Raw genomic sequence first — 14,745 nt, forward strand, 5'->3', positions numbered from 1 at the left:
GGATAGGTCGGCCAAGGGGATTTGCAACGCAGCAAAGGGGGGCTTTGTTACCAGAACCACCTGTAGGGATAATTTTATCAATATTTACCCCCTGATTTACTCCTGCGATTAGCGCGGTCACTGTAAAGCCAAAAAATTACGCCATCAGTTGGGTTATCTGTAGATGTTGTAACAGCATAATGGTTTTGCCATCTTTGAGGCGGCCATCAGCGATCATCGCGATAGCGTCGCTAAAGGGCAGCTCCACCACGTCAATATCTTCATCTTCAATACCGCCGCCTGCGCTAGTGCGTTCGCTATCTTGATACTCGGCAATAAAGAAATGGATCAACTCCGTCACTCCCCCGGGTGACATATAGGCTTCAAAAACTTTTTTCACCTCGGTTAGCTGAAAACCGGTCTCTTCCATCGCTTCACGGCGGACGCACTGCTCCGGGGAGTCATTATCCAGCAGCCCGGCACAAGCCTCCAACAACATGCCACTGGTGTTGCCGTTAAGGTAGGTCGGCATTCGGAATTGGTTGATTAATACCACGGTGCCCTTGGCACGGTTATACAACAAAATAGTGGCCCCGTTGCCGCGATCATAAACTTCACGTACCTGCTCAACGGAACCCCCTTTTTCCCTTTTTAAATCATAGGTGTATTTATTCAGTGTGTACCAATTATCCGACAGCAGCTCTTGCCTGATGTTTTCAATTTTCGATGACATGGATCTTTTCCATTAGCGGGCTGATTGGCAAATAGCAAAGCGCAACCCTGAAAAATTTGCAATAAAAAACCCCGTAGGCCATTTCGCACCACGGGGTTTTTTTAGCCAAACTTAAAAACCGTTTGGCACTATGGGGTTTTGCTAGCCAAACTTAAAAGCCGTTTGGCACTTCGCGCATATCGGGCAGTTTATGTGCAATCCCTTTATGGCAATCAATACAGCTTTTGCCTTCGTTAATCGCCTGGTTATGCATTTTGGCCGCCACAGTTTTCTGTGCGCTAAGGTCCATATACTCAAAGTTATGGCAGTTACGGCACTCCTGCGACTTATTGGCCTTCATCCGCGCCCATTCGTTGCTGGCCATGGTCAGACGATGTTCCTCAAACTTCTGCGGTGTGTCGATCAGGCCAAATACCTTGGCATACAACTCTTTGCTGGCCTTGATCTTACGCAGCATTTTCGGCCCCCACTCATGGGGAACATGGCAGTCCGGGCAGGTCGCACGCACACCGCTACGGTTGCTGTAGTGCACGCTTTCCATATACTCCTCGTAGACGGTAGAGCGCATTTCATGGCAACTGATACAGAACTGCTCGGTGTTAGCCGCCTCCATACCGGTGTTAAAGCCCCCCCAAAAGAGAATACCCCCCACAAAACCGATCAATAGCAGCGTTCCCAAGGCCAGACGACTCGGTCGACGCCACCAGCGCCATATACGGCGGATCAAACCGACCTTTTTCTCGGATACTGCATTGTTACCTTCAGACATAACTCCCCCGCTTAGTGCCCAAAGCCCTGCATCGGCTTGAAATCATTACCGATAATAGGTGCGGCATTGGTTTGTGGTACGTGACATTGCAAACAGAAATAACGGCGAGGGGCCACTTCCCCCAATACTTTGCCATCACTGTCCATAAAGTGTGTCGGGCTGATACGGGGTGCCCCGGTGGTACGATAACTCCCCACCCCATGGCACTGCAGGCAACGGTTGGTATTCTTGGTAACCTGATAACCATCAATACTGTGGGGGATCATCGGTGGTTGATTGACGTAATTTAATGCCATCTTTTCCTGCTGCTTAGGCATTTTGATCTGCCCTTCAACAGTTCCGGAAACCTCTGGCGATTGCTGGAGATCCACATCACTGGCTGCAAATGCCAAACTTGCCACTATCAGTGATAACAGCGCGCCCCATAAGGAAAGCTGCTTTTTCACAACACTGCTTTTCATTTTTTGGCTCCCGAATAATAAAATTTACTCTTAATTTCGTATACATTCTCTGCACAGACATCGAGGCAACGTCCGCAGGCAATACAGCTATCACTGGCCACTATGGGGGTGCCTTTTTTAAGTAATACTGGGTCACGCAGAATTTGTGGTTCTGGGCAGACGTGAAAGCAATCCATGCAACGATTACAGTTTTCCCGCCCTTCTGCGCTGATCTGTACCATGCCTTGACTGCCAATCACCCCATACAAGGCCCCCACGGGGCAAAGGTGACCACACCAGCCATGTTCAACCACCAGCAGGTCAAACAGAAACAGGGCTACAATCAGCCAGATACCAGCACCAAAGGCGGCGACTAACCCCTGCAGCCAGTTTAAAACGCCGCTACCGTCCCCATGAATAAGACCCCGCCCCATCAAAGCGACCGGATTCACCCACTCCCACAGCAGCGTGCCACTGATGGCACTCCCCGCCAGAATCAGCAATAAAATGCCATAGCGCAGACTGCGTGGTAGCGTAGCCGACTGGCGTAACCCCAACTTGCGTCGCAACCAACTCGCCAGATCAGTGACCGGGTTCAAGGGGCATACCCAACCACAAAACACCCGGTTACCAATCAAGCCATAAATCAGTACCACCAGCGCGCCGACCCAGGCCAACCAACTGGGCCAATGCCCTGCCAGCAAGCTTTCCAGCAGCATTAGCGGGTCGGTCAGCGGCAGCGTATCCAATAGCAGGCTGGCACTGTAGTTGCCGCGCAAAATCCAGACACCCCAAAGCGGACCAGATAAGAACATCAGCAAGATCGATAACTGGCTGCAACGCCGCAAGATCAGGAAACGATGGCTACGCCACCAACCATGGCGTAAACGCGCCTCACGCCCAGCTTGGGCGACAGGATTGGTCATCATCCACCTCCCATTCCGCCACGCACTGGCAACTTGAGCTCTTCCGGCACCAGTGAGTGCCCAGCTTGTTCTTTTTCCTGCCAGCCCCAGCGATAGTGTTCACCCAACTGCCCCCGCGCTAATGCCAACGGCAACACTTTAATCGCCGCCTGTTCCAGCACACAGGCCTGTTCACACTTGCCACAACCGGTACAAGCATCGCTATGGACAGTTGGCAGGAATTTGGCATGTTTGCCGGTACGTTCGTTATGCTGCAGTTCCAGCGTAATCGCCTGATCAATCTGCGGGCAGACACGGTAACAGACATCGCAACGCAGCCCCTGCCAGTTGAGGCAGCTCTCATGATCCAGCAACACCGCCAGCCCCATACGCGCATGGTTGATATCCGTCAGTTGTGAGTCCAGCGCGCCACTGGGGCAAGCCAACACACAGTGGATCTCTTCACACATCTCGCATGGCGTGTCCCGCGCCACAAAATAAGGTGTGCCAGCCGCTTGAGTTGACAACAACGTTGCCAACTTCAGGGTTTGATAAGGGCAAGCCTGCACACATTGGCCACAGCGAATACAGGCACTATCGAAAGCCGAGCCAGCCAAGGCCCCAGGGGGCCGTAAAAACAGCCCCTGTGCCTGAGACTGTCTTTGTTGCAACCCCAACAGCACACCGATTCCCACCAATCCGGCAGCACTACGCGCCGCATCTCGCAGAAAACGCCTTCTGGCTGGTGCCTTATCCCGTTGCTGGTCCATGGCGCCGCCTTATACCTTCTCCAACTTCACCGCACACTTCTTGTAGTCAGTCTCTTTTGACAGCGGATCAGTAGCATCCAACGTCAGATTATTAACCAACTGCGCGGCATCAAAGAATGGCATAAACACCAGACCTTGCGGTGGACGGTTACGGCCACGGGTTTCAACAATACTCACCACATCACCACGGCGTGACGCCACTTTGACGCTGTCACCACGGCGTAGATTGCGATCTTTGGCATCTAATGGATGGATAAAGACCACTGACTCAGGGAAAGCACGATGCAACTCCGGCACTCGGCGCGTCATGGAACCAGTATGCCAATGTTCCAACACCCGGCCAGTAGAGAGCCACAGGTCATACTCTTTATCAGGACTCTCCGCTGCGGGTTCATAAGGCAGCGCAAAGATCACCGCTTTGCCATCCGGCTTACCATAGAAACGCACACTCTCACCGGCTTTCACATAAGGATCTTTCCCTTCGCGGTAACGCCACAGTGTTTCTTGGCCATCCACCACCGGCCAACGTAAACCTCGGGTCTGATGATACATATCAAAGGGGGCCAAATCGTGGCCGTGTCCGCGCCCAAAAAAGGCGTACTCCTCAAACAGCCCTTTCTGAATATAAAAGCCGAATTCACGCGACTCATCATTCAACTGTTCTGCCGGGATCTCTTCCAGCTTATATTTGTTGACTTCACCATTGGCGAACAGCACGTCATACAAAGTTTTGCCGCGATACTCTGGTTTCTGATTCAACAATTCAGCAGGCCAAACCTCCTCGACCTCGAAACGTTTGGCAAACTCCACCAACTGCCACAAATCTGATTTAGCCTCGCCCGGTGCTTTCACCTGCTGGCGCCAAAACTGGGTACGGCGCTCCGCATTACCGTAAGCCCCCTCTTTCTCTACCCACATGGCGGTTGGCAGGATCAAGTCCGCCGCCAAAGCACTCACTGTGGGATAAGGGTCAGAGACGACGATAAAATTACGCGGATCACGCCAACCCGGCATACGGTCAGCATTGATATTCGGCCCCGCCTGCATATTGTTGTTACACATCACCCAATAGGCATTCAGTTTGCCATCTTTCAGGGCGCGGTCTTGTGCCACCGCATGCAGGCCGACCTTCTCGGGTATCGTCCCGGCGGGTAATTGCCACTGTTTTTCGGCAATCTGGCGGTGTTTTTCGTTGGTCACCACCATATCTGCTGGCAAGCGGTGGGCAAAAGTCCCCACTTCCCGCGCGGTACCACAAGCAGAGGGTTGCCCGGTAAGCGAGAACGGCCCACTCCCCGGTTTAGAGATCTTGCCAGTTAACAGGTGCAGGTTGTAACACAGGTTATTAGCCCAAACGCCACGGGTATGCTGGTTAAAACCCATGGTCCAGTAAGAAACCACTTTCACATTGGGGTCGGCATACAGTTTGGCCAAGGCTTCCAACTGGTCTTTCGGCACACCACTCATCTGCGCCGTTTTATCCAGGGTGTACTCCGCCACAAAGGCTTTGTACTCTTCAAAATTGATGGGATCAGAGGCATCACTACCCGGGTTTTTCGCTGCCTTTTCCAACGGATCATTTGGCCGCAAGCCGTAACCGATATCGGTGGCCCCTTTGCGGATATTGACGTGCTGTTTAAGGAATTCCTGATCGACGGCGTTATTTTGAATAATATAGTTAGCGATGTAGTTCAGGATCACCAGGTCAGTCTGGGGTTTGAACACCATGGCATTATCCGCCAGTTCAAAACTGCGGTGTTCAAAAGTAGAGAGGACCGAGACATTGACTTTATCGTTGCCCAAACGGCGGTTGGTGATGCGCGACCAGAGGATCGGGTGCATCTCCGCCATATTAGAGCCCCAAAGCACGAAGGCGTCAGCCTGCTCGATATCATCATAGCAGCCCATCGGCTCATCCATACCAAAGGTACGCATAAAGCCCACCACAGCAGAGGCCATGCAGTGACGTGCATTGGGATCAAGGTTATTGGTACGCAGGCCCGCCTTGAACAATTTGGCCGCTGCATAACCTTCCCATACGGTCCACTGACCAGAACCAAACATACCTACCGCTTCTGGCCCCTTTTCCTTCATGGCACCTTTAAATTTCTCAGCCATAATATCAAAGGCTTGATCCCAGCTAATCGGGGTAAACTCGCCTTGTTTATCATATTGGCCGTCTCTCATCCGCAACAGTGGTTGCGTCAAACGGTCTTTGCCATACATGATTTTTGGCAGAAAATAACCTTTGATGCAGTTAAGGCCACGGTTGACGGGAGCATCCGGATCCCCCTGAGAAGCCACAATACGACCATTTTGTGTGCCCACCAGTACGCCACAACCCGTGCCGCAGAAACGGCAAGGTGCTTTGTCCCATTTTATTTCGTCACCACCACCAACCACAGCTTTGGCGACCGTTGGGATCGTCAGCCCGGCAGCCGCCGCGGCCGCTGCAGCAGCGTTAGCTTTCATGAAGTCTCGACGACTGAGTTTCATGCTATTACCTCACCTTGCTCATCCTGCTGGTGATAAACCAGCGACACTGCCAGCACGCCATCCAAATTGCGTACCGACTCAATATTTTCCAGCAATCTCTGGGAACATGCTGCTTGCATCACCACCACCAATTTCCCCTGCTGTTGATCTTGGGTGGGAATTTCTGTCTCCGGAATTGCCAGCAATGCCGGGATCAGTGACGGGAACTTTTCCGGCCGAGCCTGCACCATTAGCCCGCTGACATGCCACTCGTTATTCATTATTTTCACTCCGAATTATGGCGATTGCCGTAACAGGACAACCCGCGACACAGGCACCGCAACCGGTACATGCCTGCACATCAAGCCTGGGATGGGCAATCCCCCCTGGTTGGGGAACAAAGCGAATGGCCTGTACTTCACAATTATCCTGGCAACTGCGGCATTCAACCCCACGTAACGCCAGACAATGCGCTGCAATGGTTGCCACTTGTTGCCAAGGTAAATGCTGTGGTGGATAGAACAGTGGAACTTCACAAGCTTCTGCGCATTGCCGACAAAAAGTACATTCTGCACGCTGGAAATCAATCTCGGGAAAACCGCCACTGCCTTTGATCAACACCCCAGTCTCACAGGCCTCAATACATGCCTGACAGCGGGTACAGCCAGCAACAAACAGTGAAGCTGCGCGCGACCACGGGGGACGGATCGCGTCAGCGTGATGATGCCATTGTCCGCTAAGCAATCTGCGCCGCGACAATTCGGCCATAAAGTCATTCCCCAATCAGTTGAAAACACACCTACGTGCCTACATGCAAATAATCGTTATTGCGTTTTATTATTTTTATCTCCCACCAGAGGATGGGCATGGGTAACATAGGCGCAAGACAAGGGGTAGATAATCCCTCTTTAGGGGTAAATCCTGGGGTTGATTGCGCTAGATCAATCTCTGGCCCAGCACAAAGCGACTTTGCTGATATGAATCTGTTAAATCGTTATTTATTTTTTTATATAGCGCTTGGCTGTTGGTGAAAATCCAACGCTCATTGGGTAAAAGAGCGCTTGGCCATGACCCTAGGCCCGGTTTACTCAAATTGGTGAAAAAAGGAGAGGAACTTGCTGGTAAAACGTTCGGTAACGGCAACACTCGCCAAGATGCTGGTGAGCATCGTGATTCTCTCAGTGCTAGCGACTGGCCTGGCGTTGATCACTGTCGCTGGCAGCCTGCGGGATGCTGAAGCGATGAATATCGCTGGCTCTTTACGGATGCAGAGCTACCGCCTGGCTTATGAACTCACCAACGGTTCCGAGCGACTTGGTGAACATCTGTTGCAGTACCAACAGTCTCTGCAAGCCCCGGCGCTACGCAATCTTGAGCGGTTTTATGTTCCTGGCGATGTCCGGCAGAAATACCTGGCGTTACGTCAATCCTGGCAGGATCTGGAAAAACAGGTCCTGATGGGGCCCGCAGGAAACTATCAGTCTAACGTCGCCAGTTATGTCAATCAGATAGACCATTTTGTTCTGGCATTGCAGCGCTATTCTGAACGGAAATTGACCATCGTGGCCGCCATCAGCGTGATGGGCTATATCGTGGTAATTGGGTTGGTACTATTTTGCATCCGTTTTATGCGCCGGCAAGTAGTGACCCCCCTTAAACATCTGGTGGATGCCAGCCTGAGTATGCAGCAGCGTAACTTTAATCATCCACCCCTGGAAGTTTCTCTGCCGAACGAGTTAGGCGTGTTGTCACAAACCTTCACCACCATGTCCGGCGAATTAGCCAAACTGTATCAATCATTAGAACAAAAAGTACGGGAAAAAACCGAGCGTTTACAACAAGCCAACCGCACACTGGAAGTGCTTTACAACTGTTCCCAGGCACTTAACGCCGAACAGCTCGATCAGCGCGCATTTGAGAATCTGTTGAATATTGTACGGTTAAGTGAGCAATTACAATGTATCCAACTCAATGTGCAAGACAGCCTCACTCAATGGCAGGTTGCTAGTGGTGAGCCACAGCCCACTCTCCCCTGGCATTCATTAATGATTATGCAAGACCATAAACCGCTGGGGAGCCTGAGTTGGCAATATCATCACCAAGCCCCCCACCCGCAGTTGATGCAAAGTGTGACCAATATGCTCAGCCGCGGGGTCTATTTTAACCGGGCACAAAAGCAACATATGCAATTTCTGCTGATGGAAGAACGCGCCACCATTGCCCGTGAACTACATGATTCGCTGGCACAAGCACTCACCTTTCTGCGCATCCAACTGACATTGCTCAAACGCACACTGGCGGGGAGTTCTTCACAATCAAACGAGATTATTGATGATTTTGATCGTGCCCTGGCAGATGCTTATCAGCAACTGCGCGAATTGCTCGCGACCTTCCGCCTGAGTATTCAGGATGCCGATCTCAATGCCGCGCTCCAGCAGGTATTGGAGCCATTACGCCTTCTAACCAGCACGCAGATTCAGTTACACTGTCTGCTTGCCTCACAGGCGTTAAATGCCCAGCAACAGGTCCATGCCTTGCAGATTGTGCGTGAAGCCGTGCTTAATGCGATCAAGCACGCCAATGCGCAAGAAATTGTGATCCGTTGTGAGCTGACACTGGAAGGCAATAACCAGATCATCATCTGCGATGACGGTTCCGGTATAGGCAGCCTGGATGAACCGGAAGGCCATTACGGACTCACCATTATGAGCGAGCGCGCGGCGCGCCTGGGCGGCACATTAGCTATCCGACGCGGCAAGCTGGGGGGCACGGAGGTTTGCCTGACTTTCCCGCCATAAGGGAAACGCCCCCTGATTAGCCGGTGGATTGTCGTTGATGACGATGCTTTTAAAGGGCCAGATGTGTGTTATCTGGTACCATGCGGTAATGTTACTCGCTACTGGAGCTATCCCATGATAATAAAAAATTACAGAGTAATGATCGTTGATGATCACCCCTTGATGCGACGTGGTATTAAACAATTACTCGGGCTGGACCCCGCTTTCAATGTGGTGGGCGAAGCCAGCAGTGGTAATGAAGCCATCGCCTTGGCGGCACAATTAACACCGGATGTCATCGTCTTGGATCTCAATATGAAGGGGCTTTCCGGGCTCGATACCCTGAAAGCATTACGTCATGACGGTGTTGATGCGCGGATCATCGTCCTCACGGTTTCCGATTCACGCAGCGATGTCTACGCGCTAATCGATGCTGGCGCTGACGGCTATCTACTGAAAGACAGCGAGCCGGAACAACTGCTGGCTGATATTCGCGAAGCTGCCGCAGGCAAGAATGTGATCAGTGCCGCCGTGGCAGATTATCTTGCCTCACGTCGTGAGCAGCATGATCCCTTTGCAGACTTGACCGAGCGTGAACTGGATGTCCTGCAGGAAGTGGCCCAAGGGATGTCCAATAAGCAAGTGGCGGCACAGTTGCATATTTCCGAAGAGACGGTGAAAGTTCATATACGTAATATGTTGCGTAAACTCAATGTCCGTTCGCGCGTGGCGGCCACCGTTCTGTACTTGAGTTCTAAAGGCCAATAACCAGCGTGGAATCCCTGGCTCGGCGTTAACACGCTGAAGAAAAAACTCAGGGATAAGGGGCTAGTGGGCGTAAACAGAGTTTGGATAACATCAAGTTTATTTACATGATCTCCATTTTTTCTCCACGCTTTCCCGCCTTATGCCGAGTAAAGTGCACTACTTGAAATGATAATATCTCTTATTAGGTATGACGAGGTTGATGCTGGATGGCTAATTTTTTTATCGATCGCCCGATTTTTGCCTGGGTCCTGGCGATTATTCTTTGCCTGACTGGCACCTTGGCGATTTTTTCTTCACCCGTCGAGCAATACCCGAACCTCGCCCCCCCCAACGTGCGTATTAGTGCGAACTATCCCGGGGCTTCAGCACAAACCCTGGAAAATACCGTCACCCAGATCATTGAGCAAAGCATGACTGGCCTCGACAATATGATGTATATGTCGTCGCAAAGTACCAATACTGGCCAAGCCTCGGTAACGCTAACCTTTGAAGCAGGCACCGACCCCAATCAAGCCATGCAGCAGGTACAAAACCAGTTGCAATCAGCCATCAAGCGGCTGCCACAAGCCGTGCAGCAACAAGGCGTGACGGTGTCCAAATCCGGCGATACCACGCTAATGATGGTGGCCTTTGTCTCTAATGATGGGAGTATGGATAAACAGGATATTGCCGATTATATCGTTTCAAATCTGCAAGACCCCCTTAGTCGTATCAGCGGTGTAGGCAGTATAGATATTTATGGTTCGCAATATGCCATGCGAATCTGGCTCGACCCCACTAAACTCACCGGTTATCAGCTCACCACTCAGGATGTGATTAACGCCATCACCGCCCAGAACGCTCAAGTCGCCGTCGGTCAATTAGGTGGGTCACCTTCAGTTGATAAACAGGCGTTGAATGCCACTATCAACGCCCAATCGCAATTACAAACACCGGAACAGTTCCGCCAAATCACACTGCGTGTCAACCAGGATGGTTCACTGGTCACCTTGGGAAATGTAGCAACGGTTGAAATGGGGAGTGAGAATTACAACTTCCAGAGCCGCTATAACGGCCTGCAAGCCGCCGGGGTGAACATAAAACTGGCGTCAGGTGCCAATGAATTGGAAACCGACCAATTAGTAAAAGCCAAAATTAGTGAACTTTCACACTACTTTCCTGCTGGGTTGGAAGCCAAGGTCGCCTATGAGACCACGCCATTTGTCCAGGCTTCAATCAGAGATGTGGTAAAAACCCTGTTCGAGGCCGTGCTGCTGGTGTTTCTGGTGATGTACCTGTTTTTGCAGAACTTCCGCGCGACGCTGATTCCGACCATCGCCGTCCCGGTGGTGCTATTGGGTACGTTCACTATCCTTTCCGCCTTCGGATACAGTATTAACACCCTGACCATGTTTGCCATGGTGTTGGCGATTGGTCTGCTGGTAGATGATGCGATTGTGGTGGTAGAGAACGTTGAACGGGTGATGAGTGAAGAAGGCCTCTCGCCACGCGATGCTACCCGCAAATCCATGGGGCAGATCCAGGGGGCATTAGTCGGTATTGCTCTGGTGCTTTCTGCCGTTTTTGTCCCCATGGCCTTCTTTAGTGGTACCACCGGTGCTATCTATCGTCAGTTCTCAATCACTATCGTTTCTGCCATGGTGCTTTCCGTCCTAGTGGCGATGATCCTCACCCCGGCATTATGTGCCACGATCCTTAAGCCAATAGCCAAAGGGCAGCATCATGAAAAGCGCGGTTTCTTTGGCTGGTTTAACCGCATGTTCAACCGCAATAGTGCACGCTATGAGCGAGGCGTCAGCAGAGTCCTGCACCACAGCGCCCGTTATATGGTGATTTATTTGCTGCTATTGGGGGGCATGGCGCTACTGTTTATCAAACTGCCCACCTCATTTCTACCGCAGGAAGACCGCGGTGTGTTTACGGTTCAAATACAACTGCCAGCAGGTTCTACCCTGCAACAAACCACCAAGGTGGTAGAAAAAGTTGAAGAATACTTTCTGACCAAGGAGAAACAAGATGTGTTGTCGGTATTCGCGACTATCGGTTCCGGGCCCGGAGGCAACGGCCAGAACGTTGCCCGGATGTTTATCCGCCTGAAAGATTGGTCGTTGCGTAGTTCGGGTGCCAATAGCTCGTTCGATATTATTGAGCGTGCCACCCAGGCTTTTAAACAGATCAACGAAGCTCGCGTCATTGCCAGTAGCCCACCGGCCATTACCGGGTTAGGTAACGCTGCCGGTTTTGCTATGCAACTGGAAGACCACGCAGGTCAAGGTCATGGCAAACTGATGGCGGCACGTGATCAATTGCTGCAGTTGACAGGGCAGAACCCGCTGTTATCACGGGTGCGCCACAACGGCCTTGATGATACCCCGCAGTTAAAAATTGATATCGACCAACGTAAGGCACAAGCACTGGGTGTTTCCATCAGCGAGATTAACAGTACGCTGTCCACCGCCTGGGGGTCGACCTATGTTAACGATTTTGTTGACCGTGGTCGGGTCAAGAAGGTTTATGTCCAATCCGCCGCGCCGTTTCGTATGCTGCCGGAGGATATCAACAAGTGGTACGTGCGCAACAACAGTGGCGGAATGGTCCCCTTCTCTGCCTTTGCCACTACCCATTGGGAATATGGCTCACCACGGCTAGAGCGTTACAATGGCAGCTCTTCGGTGGAGATTGTTGGTGAGGCAGCTTCCGGGGTCAGTACCGGTACCGCAATGGACGAGATGACAAAACTGGTCAATCAGTTGCCGAGAGGTTTCGGGTTGGAATGGACGGCCATGTCGTACCAGGAACGCTTGTCAGGCTCCCAAGCCCCGGCGCTATATGCAATCTCACTCTTGGTGGTATTCCTGTGCTTGGCAGCCTTGTATGAAAGCTGGTCAATTCCATTCTCGGTGATGCTGGTGGTGCCATTGGGCGTTATTGGCGCCGTAACAGCAACCTGGCTACGCGGGCTGGAAAATGATGTTTATTTCCAGGTGGGTTTATTGACGATCATCGGTTTGTCCGCCAAAAACGCCATTCTGATCGTTGAATTCGCCAATGAGCTGCATCAGAAAGGAAAGGGGCTGGTGGAAGCCACACTGGAGGCTTCACGTATGCGTTTGCGCCCTATCCTCATGACCTCTCTGGCCTTTATCTTCGGCGTACTGCCCATGACCATCAGTTCTGGAGCCGGCTCTGGCAGCCAACATGCGGTAGGCACTGGCGTGATGGGGGGGATGATTTCCGCCACGGTTCTGGCGATATTTTTCGTACCGCTGTTCTTTGTGCTGGTACGCCGCCGTTTCCCTGGCAAACAGAGGCTTGCGGGGCCAAGTGATAAGAAAGCGTCATCAGTGGAAGCACGTGACCACTAACAGGATTACTAGAATGGATACAGTCACTTATTGACCTAAAAAGAAAAGGCAGCACCGGTGTTCTGATACTGCCTGATTACCTTGTTGCTTTACTGCAATGGTAATTTTTTACCCACGGTGTTTTAACAAAAAAAACAATCGTTCTTTGGATACTCCAGCAAGATATTACTTAGCTAACATCTCGTCGATGAAGTCTTTCCAGTTTTTTAACTCACGATCTACCATGATACTTCACATCCTCATGTACAACTGTGAAGCTAATATTTTACGCTGATTTTTTAACCAAGTGAAGAATATGTGCCGTTAAAAGCACGTAAAATAGGCATTTTAAGATTAATCCCAATCCTTGCCCGTGTACTGCTGCCAATGACAGGAATGAATTGAGTCGAGGACACACTCAATGTGGAACTCATCACCATTTTCAGCAGGCCGGGGGGTTTTCCATTTTATGCTCCGCACGGTTTAATACCGGTCATGATCGGCATCTTGTGCACAGAAGGTTTTTCTTATGCTGTTGATCACAGCACTATTGTCAGCAACAGGTTTAAACTCAACTATCTTTTATCATTGGCGCCTATTCTGGACATCTTCATCAGGTGATGGAGGCCCTGAAAGATCTGTTTGTAGCAACGCCTGACAGTTTAGCTCAGGGATTTTGCCACCAACTACAGGACGCAGAGTCATAAACCTGAAACTTACAGTCTGTATGATCGACCTTGCTTTCGGCAAATTCATTGAAGATTTTGCCAGTAAAATAAAAATGGGGAAGAAATCACAATGCTTATTATAAAAGCAATAAAAAACTTAACGCTGGTTGTACTAATGAGTTTATCGCTCTTTGGATGTAACAACGCTGATAACGCTGATTCGGAAGCCAAGAAAGATGACTCTAAGGAATTATCACAAGCTTCTCATGTTATGACGGTACATTTTTATATGCCCGATTGGAGCCATGGGGAATTAGTTTATCGCAGCAATCCAGCCGAGGCAGAGTTTCAGCGCCTTGCCATGACAAAGAATGAAGAAGGCTGGTGGTCGGCAGTGGTTACGGCGGACAAGCTGGAATTCTCGTTTGAAGGGGACAGCGGAATGATCAACCTTGGCGCGACTCAAGGGTGTTATTCAGGCTCTCATTATAAGTGTGAAAATAATGAAGGAGACCCGGCAGAAAATTTTCGTAGCAGTGCGGAGCAGGTATGGGTGAAGAATGGTCTGCTTTTTACCGTTAATCCCGCGAGTAATAACGCTGCGGAGAATTTTACGGTGCTGAGTGTCAATCTGCATACCTATCAGGAGTTCAAGACACCCGGTGTTAAAGAGTCTGCTCTGACCGACAGCCAGGCGATGGAACGTGTGAACCAGCACGGAGTGTTGTTCGACCAAGTAGCTGCAGCGATTAATCAACTTAACCCGGATGTGGTGTGCCTGCAGGAAGTCGGGGAGTGGCACGGTAAGCAGAGAGACGATCTGGAGACTGTGCAATTCGGTGCGACGGACAGCAATATGGTCAAGCAGATCCTCTCCAGGCTCGACAATAAACAGTATGACTATGTGATGGACTGGTCCCATTTTGGATGGGATGTCTGGATGGAAGGTTCCGCGGTACTTTCCAGACACCCTATTGTTAAAAAAGATTCCCGCTATATCAGCGACGTTAATAATGGTACGCGTACCTTCTGGAAGTCACGTAATATTCCGATGGCTCAGATTGATCTTGGTGGTCGTTTAGGTCAGTTGAATGTTTTTTCAATTCACGCTGGCTGG

The 14,745-nt window shown here is 50.9% G+C and carries 13 protein-coding genes; 4 read left to right on the forward strand and 9 right to left on the reverse strand.

The window, feature by feature from the left end; translation table 11 throughout:
* Nucleotides 1–136 precede the first annotated feature (136 nt).
* The 8 genes from nudK to napF form a co-directional block, all read right to left on the reverse strand.
* Nucleotides 137–712, reverse strand: a complete 576-nt coding sequence (nudK, locus tag IO95_RS03990; RefSeq protein WP_023491107.1) for a GDP-mannose pyrophosphatase NudK — start codon at nt 710–712, stop codon at nt 137–139.
* A 151-nt stretch (nt 713–863) separates the two neighbouring features.
* The gene (gene napC, locus IO95_RS03995; protein WP_023491108.1) at nt 864–1,481 is read right to left on the reverse strand and encodes a cytochrome c-type protein NapC; all 618 of its coding nucleotides are present in this window, start codon (nt 1,479–1,481) and stop codon (nt 864–866) included.
* A gap of 11 nt (nt 1,482–1,492) precedes the next feature.
* Complete coding sequence (gene napB / locus IO95_RS04000; protein WP_023491109.1) at nt 1,493–1,942, reverse strand: nitrate reductase cytochrome c-type subunit; 450 nt, start codon at nt 1,940–1,942, stop codon at nt 1,493–1,495.
* Nucleotides 1,939–2,847, reverse strand: coding sequence for a quinol dehydrogenase ferredoxin subunit NapH (gene napH / locus IO95_RS04005; protein WP_023491110.1), 909 nt, complete (start codon nt 2,845–2,847; stop codon nt 1,939–1,941). The genes napB and napH overlap by 4 nt, the downstream gene beginning before the upstream one ends.
* A complete protein-coding gene (napG, locus tag IO95_RS04010) occupies nt 2,847–3,596 on the reverse strand; it encodes a ferredoxin-type protein NapG (RefSeq protein WP_023491111.1) in 750 nt (249 codons plus the stop codon). Before napG ends, napH begins: the two co-directional genes overlap by 1 nt.
* Before the next feature lie 9 nt (nt 3,597–3,605).
* On the reverse strand, nt 3,606–6,092 hold the full coding sequence (napA, locus tag IO95_RS04015) for a nitrate reductase catalytic subunit NapA (RefSeq protein ID WP_023491112.1): 2,487 nt from the start codon (nt 6,090–6,092) through the stop codon (nt 3,606–3,608).
* Nucleotides 6,089–6,352, reverse strand: a complete 264-nt coding sequence (gene napD / locus IO95_RS04020) for a chaperone NapD (RefSeq protein WP_023491113.1) — start codon at nt 6,350–6,352, stop codon at nt 6,089–6,091. The genes napA and napD overlap by 4 nt, the downstream gene beginning before the upstream one ends.
* Entirely contained in the window at nt 6,345–6,839 is a 495-nt protein-coding gene (gene napF / locus IO95_RS04025) for a ferredoxin-type protein NapF (protein WP_023491115.1), read from the reverse strand. Before napF ends, napD begins: the two co-directional genes overlap by 8 nt.
* A gap of 347 nt (nt 6,840–7,186) precedes the next feature.
* Between napF and narQ the strand changes: the two genes are divergently transcribed.
* The 3 genes from narQ (at nt 7,187) to acrD (ending at nt 12,981) form a co-directional block, all read left to right on the forward strand.
* Nucleotides 7,187–8,869: a nitrate/nitrite two-component system sensor histidine kinase NarQ gene (gene narQ / locus IO95_RS04030; RefSeq protein ID WP_023491119.1), complete on the forward strand. Its 1,683-nt coding sequence runs from the start codon at nt 7,187–7,189 to the stop codon at nt 8,867–8,869.
* Between the two features lie 114 nt (nt 8,870–8,983).
* A complete protein-coding gene (gene narP, locus IO95_RS04035; protein ID WP_023491121.1) occupies nt 8,984–9,616 on the forward strand; it encodes a nitrate/nitrite response regulator protein NarP in 633 nt (210 codons plus the stop codon).
* Nucleotides 9,617–9,822: 206 nt separating this feature from the next.
* Complete coding sequence (acrD, locus tag IO95_RS04040; protein ID WP_023491123.1) at nt 9,823–12,981, forward strand: multidrug efflux RND transporter permease AcrD; 3,159 nt, start codon at nt 9,823–9,825, stop codon at nt 12,979–12,981.
* A 165-nt stretch (nt 12,982–13,146) separates the two neighbouring features.
* Here acrD and ypfM read toward each other — a convergent pair whose 3' ends face one another.
* Complete coding sequence (gene ypfM, locus IO95_RS26395) at nt 13,147–13,206, reverse strand: protein YpfM (RefSeq protein WP_152554893.1); 60 nt, start codon at nt 13,204–13,206, stop codon at nt 13,147–13,149.
* 552 nt (nt 13,207–13,758) lie between these two features.
* On the opposite strand from ypfM, the gene IO95_RS04045 reads away from it, so the two are divergent.
* Nucleotides 13,759–14,745 (forward strand): endonuclease/exonuclease/phosphatase family protein (locus tag IO95_RS04045; protein ID WP_037383952.1); only part of this gene is annotated, 987 nt, incomplete at its 3' end.

Source organism: Serratia sp. DD3, assembly GCF_000496755.2.

What these genes read in the sequence shown, in the direction of transcription:
- nudK (WP_023491107.1), bottom strand. Translation starts at nt 712, where the DNA reads ATGTCATCGAAAATTGAAAACATCAGGCAAGAGCTGCTGTCGGATAAT.
- napC (WP_023491108.1), bottom strand. Translation starts at nt 1,481, where the DNA reads ATGTCTGAAGGTAACAATGCAGTATCCGAGAAAAAGGTCGGTTTGATC.
- napB (WP_023491109.1), bottom strand. Translation starts at nt 1,942, where the DNA reads ATGAAAAGCAGTGTTGTGAAAAAGCAGCTTTCCTTATGGGGCGCGCTG.
- napH (WP_023491110.1), bottom strand. Translation starts at nt 2,847, where the DNA reads ATGACCAATCCTGTCGCCCAAGCTGGGCGTGAGGCGCGTTTACGCCAT.
- napG (WP_023491111.1), bottom strand. Translation starts at nt 3,596, where the DNA reads ATGGACCAGCAACGGGATAAGGCACCAGCCAGAAGGCGTTTTCTGCGA.
- napA (WP_023491112.1), bottom strand. Translation starts at nt 6,092, where the DNA reads ATGAAACTCAGTCGTCGAGACTTCATGAAAGCTAACGCTGCTGCAGCG.
- napD (WP_023491113.1), bottom strand. Translation starts at nt 6,352, where the DNA reads ATGAATAACGAGTGGCATGTCAGCGGGCTAATGGTGCAGGCTCGGCCG.
- napF (WP_023491115.1), bottom strand. Translation starts at nt 6,839, where the DNA reads ATGGCCGAATTGTCGCGGCGCAGATTGCTTAGCGGACAATGGCATCAT.
- narP (WP_023491121.1), top strand. Translation starts at nt 8,984, where the DNA reads ATGATAATAAAAAATTACAGAGTAATGATCGTTGATGATCACCCCTTG.
- acrD (WP_023491123.1), top strand. Translation starts at nt 9,823, where the DNA reads ATGGCTAATTTTTTTATCGATCGCCCGATTTTTGCCTGGGTCCTGGCG.